Genomic DNA, 17,320 nt, shown 5'->3' on the forward strand with positions numbered 1-17,320 from the left:
TCACATAGCAGCAATAATGGTTTTGAGTTCTTTGGTGAATTCTTTATAAGGTAAGGATAAGTGACGGCTTTTTAACCGGATGGAACGGAAGGAAACTTCTAAATCAACACCAGTGACTTCCAGTGCAACTATGCTTCCCGTTTCCAAATAAGGGTCATATCGCATGCCTGTCTCGGTGTAAAAGCCGATCGCGATGCCTTCAGCAATAATTCGTTTTGCTGCCTCTGAGTTCCCTAACTTAAATAACAGGTTAGGCTCTCCATGCTGTTTGAATATATTGATGAGGTAATCGGAAGAAATCAGTAGTGGTTCTTGAATGAGCTCATCGATCGAGATGCTCATGCGATGGGATAAAGGAGATTTTTTACCCACATAAGCCATAATTCGGCAATCCATCAGATGCTCCGAGATTAGTTGAGCGTGTGGATTATGATAATTTCGTGAAACAGCGATGAGTCCCAAATCAACTTGTCCATTTAGAACCTCTTGGATGATCTGTGGATAATTCAATTCCATCATGACAAGTTCGACATCTTTATGTTTATTTTTGAAAATAGCTAACGTTGGGGGCAGTACACTTAAACAAAGACTTGGTACAGAGGCGATGGACAGAGAACCTGAAAGTTGATTGAATTGATGTCCTGCTGTTTCACGAAGTTCTTCCACTTTATTCATAATTTCGATGGCTTTGCTAATAATTAGTTTGCCGTCTTCTGTAGGTACGGCGCCGATGCGCGAACGGTTAAAAAGCTTCACGCCAAGCTCTTCCTCTAAGCTGACAATGGCTTGAGAGATGTTAGGCTGGGAGACGTGAAGCTTTTCGGCTGCTAATGAGATAGAACCTGTTTGACTAATTTCAATAATGTAGATTAACTGTTCAATTCGCATAGTTCACCTTTTCTGCAGGTCATGTATGAAGTAACTATATCCGAATTGGTGAAGATCGACAATAAGTGAGTAGCACTATTTTAAGAGACGCCGTATTCGACTTGTCTAAGACCTTCTTCCCGTAGTTGCCCGTTATACACGAAGCGAGACAATACTATGCTGATCTCATAAAGTGCGAACAAAGGAATGGCTACCATCAGATGAGAGATGAGATCGGGAGGTGAAATCAAGCTGGCCGTAATAATTAAAATCAGATAGGCATAGCGACGGACTTTATTCAGTAATTTAGGGTTGAGCAGCTTCAGTTTCGTCAGAAACATCACGACAATCGGGAGCTCAAAGGCAAGTGAAAGTGGAATGATAATGTTTAACATAAAACTAAAGTATTGAGCAACGCCATAGGTCTGTGTTAAACCTAGATTTTGCGTTATGCCTACTGTAAACCTCATGCACATCGGGAAGACAACGAAATAACCAAATGCTAAACCAATTAGAAAGCACATGAACGTGTAAGGGATGTAACGCAAAGTAGCGACTTGTTCATCTTTGGTGAGTCCTTTTTTGACGAAGGCCCATACTTGATAGAGAATGAAAGGGAGAGTTAAGGTGAGTGAAACGGCGAATGCGAGAAGCATATAAATGCGAATGGCATCCATCGGTGAAAATACATGCCATGTCATGCCGGAAGCAACAGGGGACTGTTTGAGATAATGTAAAATGTGCTCTGCGAAAATAAATCCAAGAATTAAGGTGAGGATAACGGCGATAAGGACCCGAATAATACGTGTGCGCAGTTCAGTCAAATGTTCGACCAATGACATCATTTCTTTGATTTGCATAGAAGTCCTCCTATCTAGTTGGTAATCATGTGCTAGGAGCCAGCATTCGTCTTAACTCTACGGTGTGAAAGCCGTCAGATAGCTTCGTGTGTATATCTATAATAGTTTGAATATCCTCGAAGGAATACTTCCGAACGCCTCCCTTGCTTCGATCTGGAAAAATAAGCTTACGATCCTCGTAATAACGAATTTGCCTTTCGGTTAATCCTGTTAGTTCACTTACGATTCCAATTTGAATGACTTTCTTCTTTGTCATCATCAGCCTATCCCTCCAGTTTTAATGTAAGGTAATGTAACTTTAATGTGACGCCAATTAATGAAACTTTATCATTTCATCGAAAAACGATCAAATAAACGTTGATTATCTTAATATAAGTAATATTTATGTCATGTAACCTTACACAAATTAATGACTATTCATCTTCTCGCTGTTACGTTTAAGTAGCGGATAGCCAAACTTATACACGAGGAGATGGAAGTATGGAGAAGACACCGATCCAAGAAGATCAAATTACACGTAGACAATTTTTGACAACCGTCGGCAAATTAGGAGGGTCAGCCGCAATATTTAGTGTGATGGGTACTTTAGGACTACTCTCCCCGGAAACGATGAAGGCCGCAGATTATACACCGCCATCCGGAAGGGATCTTACCTCGACAAACCGTAATGGAAAGAAAGTCATCATTCTTGGCGGTGGGATTGCCGGGATGACTGCGGCATACGAACTTGGAAATGCAGGTTATCAGTGCACCATTCTAGAAGCGAGAGCACGGTCTGGTGGACGAGCATGGACAGTTCGTAGAGGAACGACAGTTACGGAGGTTGGTGGCGCTAAACAGGTCGCACGATTTGATAATGGCATGTATTTTAACGCAGGACCGATGCGTATTCCCCAATTTCATGTGACATTGGATTATGCACGCAAATTTGGTGTTGCGATAGAACCATTTAACAACGTGAACGATAGTGGTTATTACTATAATGAAAATGTTGGCGAGTTATCAGGGGTGAAAGTTCCGAAGAGACACGCAAAAGCTGATGTACGTGGTTACGTCGCAGAAATGCTGGCTAAGGCTGTTAATCAGAAAGCATTAGATCTACCTTTGACAACCGAAGAGAAAACGAAACTTGTTGCGTATTTGAAAAGCGAAGGAGATTTGAATGCGGATCTGTTCTATAAAGGATCGAGCAGGGCGGGGTATGTAGAAGAGCCGGGTGGTAAATTTGACTCCGGTGTTCGCAAGGATCCGTTTAGCTTAAAGGCAATTATTAATTCCGGTTTTGGTCAATTTTTTAGCAGCGAGTATGGTTATGATCAGCAAATGATGATGTTCCACCCGGTAGGCGGGATGGATATGATTGCCAAAGCGTTCGAGAAACGCGTAGGTGACAAAATTCAATTCAATTCAGAGGTACATGAAATTAAACAGTCTTCTGATGGCGTTCGTATTTTGTATAAGGATTTGAACACGGGTGCAAACAAAGAAGTCTCTGGTGATTTCTGTATTTGTACGATCCCGTTACCTGTTCTCAAGGACATAAAAGCGGACTTCTCCCCTGAGATGTCGACGGCTATTGCGAAGATTAGCTACGCTTCCGCAGGCAAAATTGGTCTCCAATTCAAACGTCGCTTCTGGGAAGAAGATGAGATGATTTATGGCGGTAACTCCTTGACGAATATGGATATTGCTAATATCTATTACCCGCCGAACGACTATTTCTCCAAAAAAGGGATTCTACTAGGTTATTATACGTTTGGAGGTAATGCGGACAAAATCGGTAATATGTCACTTGCCGCTCGTGAAGATTATGCCTTGAGCCAAGGGGCGAAGATTCATCCGCAATATCACAAAGAATTTGAAGCTTCTTTCTCCGTGGATTGGAAAAAGGTTAAATATAATCTCGGTGGCTGGGCTTCTTATACAGCGGACGATCGTAAAAACTACTATCCAACCCTCTGTAAGCCAGATGGCCGTATTTATTTGGCAGGGGAGCACATCAGCTACATTACCGCTTGGCAGGCTGGAGCTATTGAATCTGCGCGGAAAGTTGTTACTGAAATTCATGAACGAGTAATGAAAGAGTAGAGGAGAAGGAGTGAATCATGATGAACATTACAAAAAAATGGAAAACGATCATGGCTGTTACGGTTGGTTCATGCCTAATTTGTGTAAGTGCATATGCGGCAGGTGCTGAGAAATCGAGTAAATACAATGCAGAGCCTATCAATGAAGTCGAGTTCTATGGCAATCCTGCTTCATCAATTGCTGCGGGTGTGTCAGTCCCTGCGGGTTCCTCTTATTTATTCACAAGTGGAACAGTGCCGCCTGTTATAAACAAAGATGGCAAGACCGTCTATGAGCGATATGGGGATACGAAAACGCAAGGGATCGGCATTCTAAAAGCCATCGAAACACAATTGAAAGATAAAGGGCTCACGCTAGCAGATGTCGCTTATCTGAGGGTCTATGTGACACCGGATGCAGCTAAAGAGGGTAAATTTGATTATCAAGGTTGGTTTGATGCTTATGCGCAATTTTTCGGTACAAAAGAAAATCCTGTGAAGCCTGCGCGCTCTACGGTAGGCATTGCCGGCCTCGTAAGCTCGGATTGGTTGATCGAGATTGAAGCTGTAGCTGTGTATCCAAAGCACCATAACCAAGACTAAGGAAATGGAGTTGATGTTCGTATGCTGCAAAATATCGGATTACCTGGACTCATGTTAATTTTAGTTGTGGTGTTGGTTTTGTTTGGACCGTCTAAACTGCCGGAGCTTGGTCGAGCTGTAGGTCGTACGTTGCATGAATTTAAAAATTCAGCCAGGGAACTCGTTGGTGAGGGGAAAGAATCACCTGAGCATCTGGAAGCGCCGGACAAACGGGTAGAAAAGGTTAACGTATAAGTAATTTAGGAAAAACGGATCTTGTCCATTTTCTCGAAGAGGGGAAAATGGCGGGGTCTGTTTTTTTATATCAAATGAAGGCATGTAACATCTAAACAAAACACAGGAATTCCTAGTTTTTGTACAATTCATTGGTACGAAATTGTGATAGAGTGTGCTCACACGCGAAGCGTCCAACTATTTCCAATCTCGGGAGGAATGGCTGTTGAAACTTAGCACAAGTGTTGATGTCACCAGAGAACCCTTTCATTTGAATCACGAGAAATCGAGTCGAAAGCTGAATTGGGAGGTCTATCACGCACACTCCTGTATGGAATTTCTTTATGTGTATGAAGGTGTTGGTCGTGTCGAGGTGAACAAACGTTGGTATTCCGTCGAACCAGGAAGCCTGCTCATTTTTCAGCCATTTCAATTGCATCGCATTCAAATTCAAGGTCCGTTTGTCCGTTCTGTGCTCATGTTCGATCCCTACAGATTGGATGCTGCGCTTCATGCATTTAATGGCATTCGTAGTTGGTTTCACCTGCTTTGGAAGGAGTCATTAACTTGTCAGGTGATTCCTAATCAACAACATCTTGCGAAGTTTTATGAACATCTATATTGCAAAATGAGTCGCGTATCCCCTTTTAAGCAACAGGAAGAATTCGTCCTATGTTTACTTGCTTTGCTGCAGCAGCTTGAGTCCTGTGAAAGTGAGATTTGTCTGGTTCAAAAGGAAAAGCCGAAACTGAGATGTCATCATACAGCTGGGCAGATGACAGAATGGATAGAAAGACATTATAAGGAGAAATTCAATCTACAACGGATGTCAGAGGATTTACATCTTTCCACCTTTTATCTATCTCATATCTTTCGTCAGTCAACAGGGCGAACGATTACGGAATTTATTATTTCCCGCAGATTGAAAGAAGCCTGTCTCATGCTGGAAACGACGTCCAAATCAGCAAGCTTTATCGCGCAGGAGGTAGGCTTTCAGAGTGGGTCTTACTTTTCTCGCGTGTTTAAAACAGTGCTTGGTATGACGCCGAAGTCCTATCGAATGCAGGTGTGAGAGATAGTTAGAGCATACGAGATAAGCTAAATATCGACATTCTGACGTAAGTATGGGATTATGAGGAGAAGAGTTTTGGTATCTATTATGCAGGGAGTGAAAGGCATGTCACGCAAGTGGGAAAGAATGGTAAGTAAAAATACGAAAAAGGCAAACCTTACCCGTACGAAGCAAGGGAAGGCGCCGATTTCAACAGATCCGGATCGTCCGGTCGTATTTAAAGGGAGAAGTATTTTGTTAGCTGCGTTTTTCATCGTAGTTTCGCTCTTCTTGTTGTTTACGTTGACGAAAACCGAAGGGGACAAGATGTACTGGTATACAACGCTTAGCTATCTGGTCGTCGGCGCGCTCATTTATTTTGTGCGGAGACCCTACTTGCGAGTAACGAAAACGAGTCTTTCGAAGCGAGGTCTAGCCCGTGAATTAGTACTTGGAGCGGAAAATATCAAAGAGATTGTACACGCGCCTGGTCAAATCATTATAGAGCTTACCGGCAAGTCTCCGCGTTGGGTTTATAACAAAACATTGAATCGCTTTGATATCGCGGCGATGTCCGCCAAACTGAAGAAATTTGCTGAGCATAACAAAATTTCTTTTGTAGATAAAACGGTGTAGATAGAGAAGCCTCAATTCCACTTCTAGTGGAGTTGGGGCTTTTTTTGCTGCGGGGGAGTTACTCGAATTTTCCGAGTTGCAGCAGCCGCACCCCCATTAAAGCAATCCCGAACGCTGGATCGCAGCGTAAAACTGATTGAACTCCTCAATGGTCAGCTGCTGCTGTGCGTCGGATAGGGCTGTCGGCGGATTCGGGTGGACTTCCACCATAATCCCATCCGCGCCTGCGGCTAGAGCAGCCTTAGCGCAAGGAGCGAAAATGTCCTTGCGGCCGGTGGAATGGGTCACATCGACGAGAACAGGCAAGTGGCTCTCTTGCTTGAGAATCGGAACAGCGGAGATGTCGAGGGTATTCCGCGTTGCCCGTTCATAGGTGCGGATGCCTCGCTCAATCAACATAACCTGTGTGTTACCACGAGAGAGGATATACTCAGCAGCATGAAGGAATTCATCGATCGTTGCCGATAAGCCGCGCTTCAAAAGAATCGGCATACGAACCTCGCCGGCCGCTTTCAGTAGTTCAAAATTGTGCATATTTCTTGCGCCAATTTGAATCACATCGATGTATTGGCCAGCAGTTTCGATGTGTGCGGGATCCACGATTTCGCTGATGGTCTGGAGTCCGAACTCATCGGCAACTTCTTTGAGGATTTGCAATCCTTCTAGGCCAAGTCCTTGGAAGTCGTATGGGGATGTACGAGGCTTGAAGGCGCCTCCGCGCATAACGGTAACGCCGGCGCTTTTCAATGCAGCAGCAACCGCACGAACTTGCTTGTAGCTCTCCACAGAGCAGGGACCTGCGATCATAACGGGCTTACTCCCGCCGATAGCAGCTGAGCCAAGCTGAATGATGGTATCAGCTTGCTGTCTTTTTCGACTAACGAGCAGTTGTTTCTTATGTTCCGTTTGTTGTAAGGATAGCGAAGCTTGGAAAATTTGTTTGAACAGGTGACGAATGGTATCGTCCTCGAACGGACCTGTATTTCGTATGACTAATGCATCAAGCATGCTTTTCTCACGCATGGGGTCGAATTTTGGCACCCCTTGTTTTTCTTTCTCGAATCCGATTTCTTGGACAATTTGCGCTCTTTCGGAGAGTAGATCCAAGAGTCCTTGATTGATTTCATCGATTCGTCCCCTGAGTGCGTCTATCTTCGTATCTTCCATCCACTGTCCTCCTTTCAATTAAGTGGATTTAACAACAAAAAGCCCACCGTCACTATGGACGAGGAGCGTGGTATTACCTCTAAGAAGCAGGTTCATTTTAACCAGTGTATGCAAAAAGTATGAAAATCGTTTATGAGATGCCAGCTTTTTTTCAAGTGAGCCGTGTTGTAGTCATTATTGTGCTAGATTTGGAATAATAGTTTAAGAGGGAGAAGAAGGGGGTATGCGCGATGCTCACATTAAAATCATGGACGGGCTTATTTCAGAGGGGAGAGACGGACATCTACCATACGGTTAAAGTACGAGCACCTCGCGACTATTTTGACCGAGCAGATGCTTTCTTGGAGGATATCGTCTACACATCGCAAGTTGAGCTGAATGGCATCAATAAAACGTTTCTCGTTAAGCTTTTATTCGATAATTTTATGGATCACGTCCGCAAAGGTAAAGATCTATATACATACATTTTGCAATTAAGGAGTAAATTTGGCGGTGTTGTTGCGAGTACTAACGCGGCTGATCGACCAAATCCCGGAAGTGTTCCCGGTTTTCAGTGGGGGCTCTCCTTTCAGAGTAGCCAAGCAGAGAGGGCTGCCTTTCTAACACTCAATGTCCGATTACACCCCGCTGAGGTTAATCGGATGCGTGTTTTCTTCGATGATATGAATTGGAAGCATCACCAACGATTTAATATGGAGATGAATGAGCTCTTATCGCTGTTATTTATTGAGTTTATAACGGAGCTTCGGAATGGGTTGACGGAGGAGACGAAAGAAGAGATCATTGCGGCTATTGTTCATAAATGGGAAGAGCAATAGCCTCGATTTCTCTATGTCGTGAGCGGTAAAAGTTGTTGCGTCGATGAACGAATGATTAACTCGGATGGCAGCATGATTCTGCGAGATTCTACGCTTGCGTCGCCTTCGATACGTTCTATAAGGAGTTGCATGCCAAGCTGGCCGAATTGATATGCCGGTTGAGCGGCTACAGTGAGAAACGGGTTAATCGCGCCAGTCGGTCCGAAGTCATCAAAGCAAACGACAGAAATGTCCCCTGGTACCTGTAAACCACGCTGGCGCAGCGATTGAATAACACCCACGGCCAACATATTATTAGCTGCAAAAATAGCGGTAGGCGGCTCATTAAGCTGGAACAGCTCATTGAGGGCGGAATCATCTTGGAAATCTCGAAAACCAAGATGTACAACAAGCGACTCATCCAAAGCAAGACCATGAAGGAGATGGGCCTCTTTGTATCCGGTATATCGCAGTCGAGCCGTTGACACGTCTTGTTTACCATTCACTAACGCAATGCGGTGATGACCAAGCGCGATTAAATGCGCCACAAGATTGCGGGCACCTTCTTTACTATCCCCAAGGACGACATCTGCATCTATCCCAGGAATTTCACGATCTAATACGACGAATGGAATCTGATGCTTTTGCAGCTGCAGCAAGTTGTCATGGGAGTGATCGCCAGCTGGTGCGAATAACACGCCATCGACACGCGTAGAGAGAATCATATCTACATAATCCTTCTCTTTTACATAATCCTCATCACTATTGGCAAAAAGTAACCGATATCCCGCCTTTTTCGCTGCATCTTCAGCGCCTCGGGCTAAGGTTGTATAAAACGGATTCGTAATATCCGTAATAAGTAAAGAAATAAGGTTGGTCTTCTGGGATACTAGACTTCGAGCTAGAGCATTCGGAATATAGTGGAGCTCCTCCATGACTTTCCGCACGCGCTTACGCGTCTCTTCGCTGATCCGTCCCGTGTTATTGATCACTCTGGAAACCGTCATCGCGGAAACTCCGGCCTTTTCGGCGATGTCATAGATTGTTATCACGTGGTATTCTCCTTTGCTTGGCCGTTTCTGTTTATTTCATATTGTATAGAAATAAAGGATTGACAGCAAGCCATAAAGTTGTTAATTTTGAGTTATCGATAACACACTTTTAATTAGGAGATGTTGATGATGTTAAAAGGGATACCTACCATACTTTCGCCTGAGCTGCTCAAAGTGTTAATGGAGATGGGACACGGGGATGAAATCATCTTGGCAGATGGGAATTTCCCGGCTGCTAGTCATACGAACCGTCTTTTGCGTTGTGATGGTCATGGCGTACCGGAACTTTTGAAAGCGGTGTTATCGCTGTATCCACTAGATACATACGGTGAACAACCTGTTGCGCTCATGGCTGTCGTTCCTGGTGATCCAGTCGAGACACCGATCTGGCATGAATACGAGGAGATTATTCGTGAACATGCGACTCCGGCCATTGCCTACGTAGAACGGTTTGCTTTTTATGAGCGCGCTAAGAAAGCTTATGCAATTGTGGCGACAAGTGAAAAGGCGCTGTATGCCAATATTATTTTAAGAAAAGGCGTAATTAGCCAGTAAATGAATTATCGATAACTCTAATTTGCTAAGTATACGGGAAGCTAGTAGTAGCTTTTACATATGGAGGGGGATGAGTGGTTATGAGCAATAGTGATTTCAGATGGAAACAAGAGTTCCCGAAAATTGGTATTCGCCCCACGATTGATGGCAGAAGAAAAGGTATTCGTGAGTCGCTGGAAGAGATAACGATGAATATGGCTAAGGGTGTTGCGGCTTTATTAAGCGAAACCTTGAAATACCCAAATGGTCAACCTGTCGAATGTGTCATTGCTGATACATGTATCGGCGGAGTAGCTGAAGCTGCGGCTTGTGCTGATAAGTTCACGAAAGCTGGCGTAGGCGTTTCTATCACAGTCACACCTTGTTGGTGCTATGGAACAGAAACGATGGATATGGATCCTTCTACACCTAAAGCCATTTGGGGTTTCAATGGAACTGAGCGCCCAGGCGCGGTTTATTTGGCAGCCGTATTATCTGGTCATGCACAAAAAGGCATACCAGCCTTCGGAATTTATGGGAAAGACGTGCAGGATGCCGGTTCGACAACGATTCCACAAGATGTTCAAGAGAAATTGATTCGATTTGCGAAGGCAGGGCTTGCTGCAGCGTATATGAAAGGGAAATCGTACCTCGCTATCGGTTCCGTTTCCATGGGCATCGCCGGCTCGATCGTGAACGAGGACCTGTTCCAAAACTATTTGGGCATGCGCAACGAGTATGTCGATATGTCCGAACTGGTGCGCCGAATGGAGGAAGACATTTTTGATCCCGAAGAATATCAATTAGCTTTGAATTGGGTGAAAGAGAACTGCGTGGAAGGCCCTGATAAGAATCCAATTGCGATTCAAACGACCCGTGAGAAGAAAGATCAGGATTGGGAAACCGTTGTCAAAATGACGATGATCGTACGCGACCTGATGGTCGGCAATCCGCGCTTGGAAGATATCGAATTCGGTGAAGAGGCACTTGGGCATAATGCCATTCTTTCCGGTTTTCAGGGCCAGCGTCATTGGACGGATCACTTCCCGAATGGCGACTTTATGGAAGCTATGTTAAACACATCTTTTGACTGGAATGGCAAGCGTGCTCCTTACTTGGTTGCGACTGAAAACGATAGTTTGAATGGCGTCGTGATGTTGTTCGGGAACTTGTTGACGAATACAGCTCAAATTTTTGCTGATGTGCGAACGTATTGGAGTCCAGAAGCGGTAAAACGAGTAACAGGGCATACCCTTACTGGTACTGCGAAAGATGGGATTCTGCACTTAATTAACTCAGGACCTGCTGCATTGGACGGCACAGGTCAACAATCGCGCGATGGTAAACCAGTAATGAAGCCATTCTGGGAGATTTCTGATCAAGAAGTAACGGATTGCTTAGCAGCCACTTCATGGCGTCCAGCATCCCTTGAGTATTTCCGTGGGGGCGGCTATTCCACCGATTTCTTAACGCGAGGCGGAATGCCAGTTACGATGTCACGCATTAATTTGGTTAAAGGGTTAGGGCCTGTGCTGCAGTTGGCGGAAGGCTACTCCGTCGACCTTCCAGAAGATGTGCATCAGACACTAGACGACCGTACAGATTCGACATGGCCGACAACGTGGTTTGCACCTATTTTGACTGGTGAAGGATCGTTCACTGATGTTTACTCCGTCATGGATAACTGGGGATCTAACCACGGTTCTATCTCCTACGGCCATATCGGGGCAGATTTGATCACGCTTGCTGCTATTCTTCGCATCCCTGTTTCGATGCATAACGTTGCCAAAGAGCAGATTTTCCGTCCTCGCGTTTGGAGCAACTTCGGGACTTCCGATCCTGAAGGTGCTGATTTCAGAGCGTGCAGCAGCTTTGGTCCTTTATATAAGTAATACAAATGGAAAAAATAGGAAAAGAGCCGCTCTCAACTTTGGTTGGGAATGGCTCTTTTTTTCAATTGTCCAAGTTAGATTCTTCGATCCACTGGATTCGTCTTGATATCAGACCGGAAAGCGTCGCCTCTGCGGAAGAATGCTCTTTTTGCAGCTGCGCAACGAGGGGTCGAATTTTATTTAAGCTTGAAAGCGTTTGGCTTTGCGAGTTTTGGATACGACCTTGCACAATCCAATCAGCAATGAGTCCATCAAACCAATAGTCAGCCATTTTTAGCGTGTCACTGATATCAATTGAAATGTGAAAACTACGGTTCAAGTCAGTTAGCTCATCGCGAAAATTCAGAAGTTGGTGGTTTGCCTGGTGAATGAACCGTTTGGCATCATCTACATGACTATGTTTGGCATGGGTACTTATCATGCCACCGCCGCCCCATAGATCCCATTTCCCCCAATTTTCTGCTTTCTCCAAGCTATTGGAAGCATCAGTTAAGGAAGCAAGTACAAGCTTTCCAACGGTTAATGCTTCTTGAAGCTCCTTTACCAACAGCTTTTGATCATCGATTTCATCATCCATACTCTCTAACTCTCTAGATAATGAAGGTGTATTTAAAATGGTGGATTCTTTTGCGGCCAGTAGTCGCTTATAATCGTCTTCAGCGCGTTGAAAGTTGGCAAGGTCATCGCCTACTTGGATTAATGATTGCTGCGCATCCCGAAGCTGCTGCTTCGCAGCTTCCAATTGGAGCGCTGCCGCTAGGGCTTCTTGTCGCTCTAATTCGAGTTGTTCGGATTTACTTCGAAGAATGGTGTGGAATAGATTCGCAAGTGATAATCGCGTTAATTGCTCGACATCCTTTTGCTCAGACTCAAGCTGTAATTCTAATCGTAAAATGAGACGTTCTTGCTCATATACTCTTGTCAGAAGATCAGTTCTTTTGCGTTCTGCTTTGTGCAGATGAAACATCCGGTCTTTCGCTTCGCGCAATTGAAGGTTCATGTTGTTTGACATCTTCATCCCTCGTTTCCCAGCATTTGTTAGATGTGATACTTTTTCAATACGTGGTTTGCATCAGGGGGTTTCGGAATTTTTTTTGCATACAAATTGTGACTTCTCTATGGTATAATTCATACTTTGTTAGTTTAGAGAGAAATAGGAGAAATCATATGCTTACCCAACAACTTTCACCACTTGTTCAAACTTTGGATTTAAAACCGCACCCTGAAGGCGGATGGTACAAAGAGCTTTGGAAGGCTTCCTTTGAAATTCCAAAAGAAGTGCTGCATGAAGCTTACTCTGGCTCGCGGTACGCGGCAACATCGATTTATTTCTTGCTTCATCCCGATGAATTTTCAGAGTGGCACACTGTTTTGTCCGACGAGTTATGGTTATGGCACTCCGGTAGCCCGATCGTGCTTACATTAGGAGGTACGAGTGAGCAGCCAAAAGCGACAGAGGAAATTATCCTAGGTCCTGATGTGCTTAACGGTCAGCATCCACAAGCGCTTGTTCCAGCTCATGTATGGCAAATGGCGCGACCATTAGGTGATGAGCCTGTTCTTGTTTCGTGTGTAGTAGCTCCGGGCTTTCATTATGATGATTTTAGATTGATTAAGAGATAAGGTTAGAGATAAGAAACAAGAGACAAGAGACAAGAGACAAGAAACAAATTTCTTTTGCTAAGCGCTTATAATTTTGATATTGTGAAGATAACATTGATTTTACGCGTGAAGCACACGCCGTTAGCTCCTAATTGGGGCTGGCGGCGTTTTATTTTTTTTAGGAGATGATTCGATGGTCAGATCGTTCGAAAAGCAGTACGCAAGCTTTTGGGAAGAACAAGTTAGGCATGCAAGTGGTCAGAGGTTAGAGATGCTGCAAAGGGACCTGACTGGTACGAAAAAACTTTTGGAAGAACTGCTTCTGCCTGTCTTGGGGACTTTAGATGGTTTGGTGCTTGAATTTGAAATGATGAGCTTGTCAGGAATGAAGATTTACGGGGATGTAGGTCACCCTCAAATACGGACTGTATTCGAAGAGGACAGCTTTGTCACTCATGCTGAGAAAATCTCACGAGACCGTTTCTCATTCGAGCGTGCACGTGCGCGTTCAGTTGCGATACTCGGTTACACTTACTTTCCGTAAAGTCGGGATGAACTAGAGAAAAAGCCGACTTTTTGCCAAAGAAATCTATATGAATTAATTGGCCGAATGGGAAACGTGGAAGGTGTCGGGTTGCTCCAACTGCCTGTTTATGAGCGGGAAGTTTTGAGGTTCGCGTTGCTAGGTAATAAGCCTTTTCGTTTGACGGACGTATGCACGTGGCTTCAGCTTTCTAGTGAGACTTGCCGCAAAGTATTGCGAGACATGGAGGCAAAAGGCTTGGTTAATCCGATCGGTCGCGGATCGATTAGAAGTCATAAATTTATGATTACTGAGAAAGCGGTTGCTTTGCTGTATCGTGTCAAGTAGTGAGAGTAGCAAAAGCGAGTTACACGTGTCAGGCTGGGCGAAAGCAGCGCCGTAACTCGAAAAATTCGAGTTGCAGGTGTCAGGCGCGCCGAAAGCAGCCCCGTAACTCGATAAAACCGACTTAACTCCGCGCTACAGCATCATCCACACATCCCACACGATAAGCGTAATATAACACCTATTCACATCGATTGTTGTACAATAAAATGGAATTGTGCAAAGTAAACGAATGAGGTGGCAGTATGGTTAATATTCTAGTTGTTGACGATGAACCGATGATTTGCAAAGGTGTTGCGACGATTTTGAAGCAGTCTAAATTGGACATTAACGAGGTCTTTATCGCGTATAACGGGTATGAGGCGCTTGATTTTATACATTTGGAGAAAATTGACCTAGTGTTTACAGACATACAGATGGAGAAGATGAATGGCATTGAGCTGATCGAGAACATCTTCTTGGAGGATCCATCGATTCCGATCGTCATTTTGTCGGCGCATGGTGAGTTTGAGTATGCGCAGAAAGCGATCCGATTTGGAGCGAAGGAATATCTAGTTAAGCCAATAACGCCGCCGCATCTCATTTCGGTTGTGACCAAGCTGTTGAAGGAAAAGGAAGAGAAGGGGCAACGCTTCGCGAACTGGGAAGGCTCACGTACGCTGCCTGGCCACATGACGCATGAGACGAATTACTTTTTAAATGAATTGATGACAGGAACGATCCATGAATCAGAGGTCCCGGGAATTAGAGAGACACTAGAAGATCGAATGAATGGCACGTATTTTAGCATGCTGACTGTCAAATTATCTTTAGAACGCGGTGGTATTCATGATCAGGAAATTTCCACATTGAAGGATCGCAATTTGTTAAAATACGCAGCTTTGAACATTATGGAGGAAACCGCGAGTCAGTGGAGCCATCTTGTTTTCAATAATCACAACTCCATCTTCACCTTGCTGCTGCAAATTACAGAAGAGGAGAGCAGGGGCTCGATGCGCGTGAACCAGCTGTTGATGGTGGCTCAGATGATTCATACGAATCTGCAGAAATATTTGAATGTGAAGAGTCAGATTGGCATCAGTCGCATCCGTGAAGGCATTACGCAGTGGCCGGTGATCTACAAGGAAGCGCTCGAGAGCTTAACATGTTGTGAAACCAATAAGGGTCACTATATGTTCTATATTGAGGATAAAGACAGCATCAATCCCAATCCCGACTTCACCAGAGCAGCAGTAGATGAGGCGAATAACCGGATTGTGTATGAGACGAAAGTGTATATAGAGGGTCATTTTTGTGATAAAGGGTTGAAGCTGCAGGATATCGCAGATGCGGTACATCTGAGTCCCAATTATTTGAGCTACTTGTTCAAAAAGGTGATGGGGACGAACATCTGGGACTATGTCACGAAGCTGCGGATGGAAGAAGGGAAGCGACTTATTCTCACGACGGATAAACGACGCTATGAGATATCGGAAGAAATCGGTTATGAATCACCGGAGCATTTTAGCAAAATATTCAAGAAGCATTTCGGGATTAATATCTCAGAAGTGAAGCAAACAGGTACGTAACATACGACATACTAAGCGTAATACGACACATCGCTCATGGTAGAATCTCCCTTTATAATCAAACATGTAGCAACCAAGTGAAAAGCGATTCGAAAGGGGAACCACACATGAAAGTTAAGAAAGCGTCTACAATGAGTGCGATTGCGTTAACGGTTTTGATAACGGGGTGCAGCTCAAGCACTGGAACGACGAGCACAGCGACACCTGCTCCAGCGGCCAAAGAATCCACACCAGCTGCTGCTACAGCCACGCCTGCTCCAAAGAAAGTGACAATTACAGCTCAAAGCTTTAAAGCGGACCAAAAGGAAAAAAATGATCAATTAGATCAACGTATTGCGCGATTTAAAACGAAATTTCCTAATGCTGATTTCAAAAAGGATGACTGGCAGTACAATCCGTTGGAGATTGGGATCAAAATGGCTTCGAACAGTGCGCCAACCGAGTACACGACGTATGCAACGGAAGGCAAAGTGCTTGTAGATAAGAAATGGGTTGCTGATATTACCGACTCCATGAGTTCATGGGCGCATGCCAAAGATATGAATGATCTGCTCTCCAAACCTTTTGTTGTAAATGGTAAAACGTACGGTGTACCGATTGATGGTTACGTCATGACGATCACATTGAATAAAAAGTTGTTCAAAGAGAAAGGTGTAGACCTTCCTCCAATGGATTGGACGTGGGAGGATCTGCTGGTTGCCGCTCGTAAAATCAATGATCCCGCGAAAGGGATTGCAGGCTTTATTCCGATGGGTAAAGGACCGGAAGCTGGATGGAACTGGACCAATTTCCTATACGCCGCTGGTGGCGATGTTCAAAAGCTAGAAAACGGCAAAGTCGTTGGCGTATTCAATTCAGAAGCTGGTTTGCAAGCGCTTGAATTTTACAAAAAGCTGAAGGATGAGAACTTGATCCCGCAGAACTGGGCACTTGGCTATGGGGATGCTTTAAATGCATTTGCACAAGGTCGTGGCGCGATGGTTATGTGTGGCAGCGGTAATGCAGCAGATACAGCGATTAATGAAGGCGGAATCAGCAAGGATGATCTCGTTGTGTATCCAATGCCTTCCTTTACGAAAGGTGGAAAACACACAGGCGTACTTGGCGGAAACTACCGTGTTATCAATCCGAAGAGCGATAAAGATCAGCAAGAACTGGCATTCAAATGGATTACAGATGAGTACTTCACAGACGACTTCTTGAACTCCACGAAGAAAGAGATTGAAGATCGTAAAGGCAAGAACCGTGTGTATATCCCACAACCAATCAACTACTGGAAAGATTCCTCTGATTTCGGCAAGAAGTATACGGATCTCTTGACGAAGTATGATAACGTGTTCAAATACGATCCGCAATTGCTAGCTCTATGGGATGGTAAGCCTGAAGCCCAATACGAAGCTCAAAAATACTACACAGAAATGGCGAATGTCATTCAAAAAGTGTTTACGACGAAAGATGTGGATTTGAAAAAAGCACTGTCTGAAGCCGCGACCAAAGTGCAAACGGAAACGTTTGACAAAGTGAAGGTCGAATAGGTAAGCCTA

At 44.5% G+C, this 17,320-nt stretch carries 19 protein-coding genes; 13 read left to right on the plus strand and 6 right to left on the minus strand.

Annotated elements, in window-relative coordinates; translation table 11 throughout:
* The 3 genes from J2736_RS11785 to J2736_RS11795 all read right to left on the minus strand — a co-directional run bounded on the left by J2736_RS11785 (window position 1) and on the right by J2736_RS11795 (window position 1,986).
* The gene (locus J2736_RS11785; protein WP_310226725.1) at window positions 1–888 is read right to left on the minus strand and encodes a LysR family transcriptional regulator; all 888 of its coding nucleotides are present in this window, start codon (window positions 886–888) and stop codon (window positions 1–3) included.
* Window positions 889–968: 80 nt separating this feature from the next.
* A complete protein-coding gene (tatC, locus tag J2736_RS11790) occupies window positions 969–1,727 on the minus strand; it encodes a twin-arginine translocase subunit TatC (protein WP_310226726.1) in 759 nt (252 codons plus the stop codon).
* A gap of 25 nt (window positions 1,728–1,752) precedes the next feature.
* Window positions 1,753–1,986 (minus strand): MerR family transcriptional regulator, encoded by a 234-nt coding sequence (locus J2736_RS11795; protein WP_310226729.1) that lies wholly within the window; start codon window positions 1,984–1,986, stop codon window positions 1,753–1,755.
* Window positions 1,987–2,207: 221 nt separating this feature from the next.
* Between J2736_RS11795 and J2736_RS11800 the strand changes: the two genes are divergently transcribed.
* The 5 genes from J2736_RS11800 to J2736_RS11820 all read left to right on the plus strand — a co-directional run bounded on the left by J2736_RS11800 (window position 2,208) and on the right by J2736_RS11820 (window position 6,296).
* Window positions 2,208–3,815, plus strand: a complete 1,608-nt coding sequence (locus J2736_RS11800; RefSeq protein WP_310226731.1) for a flavin monoamine oxidase family protein — start codon at window positions 2,208–2,210, stop codon at window positions 3,813–3,815.
* A 17-nt stretch (window positions 3,816–3,832) separates the two neighbouring features.
* On the plus strand, window positions 3,833–4,396 hold the full coding sequence (locus J2736_RS11805; RefSeq protein ID WP_310226733.1) for a RidA family protein: 564 nt from the start codon (window positions 3,833–3,835) through the stop codon (window positions 4,394–4,396).
* Window positions 4,397–4,417: 21 nt separating this feature from the next.
* Window positions 4,418–4,630, plus strand: a complete 213-nt coding sequence (gene tatA, locus J2736_RS11810; protein ID WP_056609959.1) for a twin-arginine translocase TatA/TatE family subunit — start codon at window positions 4,418–4,420, stop codon at window positions 4,628–4,630.
* A gap of 205 nt (window positions 4,631–4,835) precedes the next feature.
* On the plus strand, window positions 4,836–5,681 hold the full coding sequence (locus J2736_RS11815; RefSeq protein ID WP_310226737.1) for a helix-turn-helix domain-containing protein: 846 nt from the start codon (window positions 4,836–4,838) through the stop codon (window positions 5,679–5,681).
* A gap of 105 nt (window positions 5,682–5,786) precedes the next feature.
* A complete protein-coding gene (locus J2736_RS11820) occupies window positions 5,787–6,296 on the plus strand; it encodes a hypothetical protein (RefSeq protein WP_310226739.1) in 510 nt (169 codons plus the stop codon).
* 96 nt (window positions 6,297–6,392) lie between these two features.
* Here the strand turns inward: J2736_RS11820 and J2736_RS11825 are convergent, their stop codons facing one another.
* On the minus strand, window positions 6,393–7,463 hold the full coding sequence (locus J2736_RS11825) for a bifunctional 3-deoxy-7-phosphoheptulonate synthase/chorismate mutase (protein ID WP_310226741.1): 1,071 nt from the start codon (window positions 7,461–7,463) through the stop codon (window positions 6,393–6,395).
* A gap of 230 nt (window positions 7,464–7,693) precedes the next feature.
* Between J2736_RS11825 and J2736_RS11830 the strand changes: the two genes are divergently transcribed.
* Entirely contained in the window at window positions 7,694–8,281 is a 588-nt protein-coding gene (locus J2736_RS11830; protein WP_310226743.1) for a hypothetical protein, read from the plus strand.
* Window positions 8,282–8,292: 11 nt separating this feature from the next.
* Here J2736_RS11830 and J2736_RS11835 read toward each other — a convergent pair whose 3' ends face one another.
* Window positions 8,293–9,312 carry a LacI family DNA-binding transcriptional regulator gene (locus J2736_RS11835; protein ID WP_310226745.1) on the minus strand — a complete coding sequence of 340 codons (1,020 nt, stop codon included), beginning with the start codon at window positions 9,310–9,312 and terminating at the stop codon, window positions 8,293–8,295.
* Between the two features lie 129 nt (window positions 9,313–9,441).
* On the opposite strand from J2736_RS11835, the gene fucU reads away from it, so the two are divergent.
* Entirely contained in the window at window positions 9,442–9,867 is a 426-nt protein-coding gene (gene fucU, locus J2736_RS11840; protein WP_310499100.1) for an L-fucose mutarotase, read from the plus strand.
* Window positions 9,868–9,947: 80 nt separating this feature from the next.
* Window positions 9,948–11,738, plus strand: a complete 1,791-nt coding sequence (locus J2736_RS11845; RefSeq protein WP_310226747.1) for an L-fucose isomerase — start codon at window positions 9,948–9,950, stop codon at window positions 11,736–11,738.
* 61 nt (window positions 11,739–11,799) lie between these two features.
* Here J2736_RS11845 and J2736_RS11850 read toward each other — a convergent pair whose 3' ends face one another.
* Complete coding sequence (locus tag J2736_RS11850) at window positions 11,800–12,750, minus strand: hypothetical protein (RefSeq protein WP_310226750.1); 951 nt, start codon at window positions 12,748–12,750, stop codon at window positions 11,800–11,802.
* Between the two features lie 155 nt (window positions 12,751–12,905).
* Here J2736_RS11850 and J2736_RS11855 point away from each other — a divergent pair, with 155 nt between their 5' ends.
* The 5 genes from J2736_RS11855 to J2736_RS11875 all read left to right on the plus strand — a co-directional run bounded on the left by J2736_RS11855 (window position 12,906) and on the right by J2736_RS11875 (window position 17,311).
* A complete protein-coding gene (locus J2736_RS11855) occupies window positions 12,906–13,361 on the plus strand; it encodes a cupin domain-containing protein (protein WP_310226751.1) in 456 nt (151 codons plus the stop codon).
* 172 nt (window positions 13,362–13,533) lie between these two features.
* Window positions 13,534–13,884, plus strand: coding sequence for a hypothetical protein (locus J2736_RS11860; protein ID WP_310226754.1), 351 nt, complete (start codon window positions 13,534–13,536; stop codon window positions 13,882–13,884).
* Window positions 13,885–13,950: 66 nt separating this feature from the next.
* A complete protein-coding gene (locus tag J2736_RS11865; RefSeq protein ID WP_310226756.1) occupies window positions 13,951–14,211 on the plus strand; it encodes a hypothetical protein in 261 nt (86 codons plus the stop codon).
* 242 nt (window positions 14,212–14,453) lie between these two features.
* Window positions 14,454–15,776 carry a response regulator gene (locus tag J2736_RS11870; protein ID WP_310226757.1) on the plus strand — a complete coding sequence of 441 codons (1,323 nt, stop codon included), beginning with the start codon at window positions 14,454–14,456 and terminating at the stop codon, window positions 15,774–15,776.
* Window positions 15,777–15,883: 107 nt separating this feature from the next.
* Window positions 15,884–17,311, plus strand: a complete 1,428-nt coding sequence (locus J2736_RS11875; RefSeq protein WP_310226759.1) for an extracellular solute-binding protein — start codon at window positions 15,884–15,886, stop codon at window positions 17,309–17,311.
* Window positions 17,312–17,320: the final 9 nt, after the last annotated feature.

Source organism: Paenibacillus qinlingensis (genome assembly GCF_031455095.1).
GTDB lineage: Bacteria > Bacillota > Bacilli > Paenibacillales > NBRC-103111 > Paenibacillus_E > Paenibacillus_E qinlingensis_A.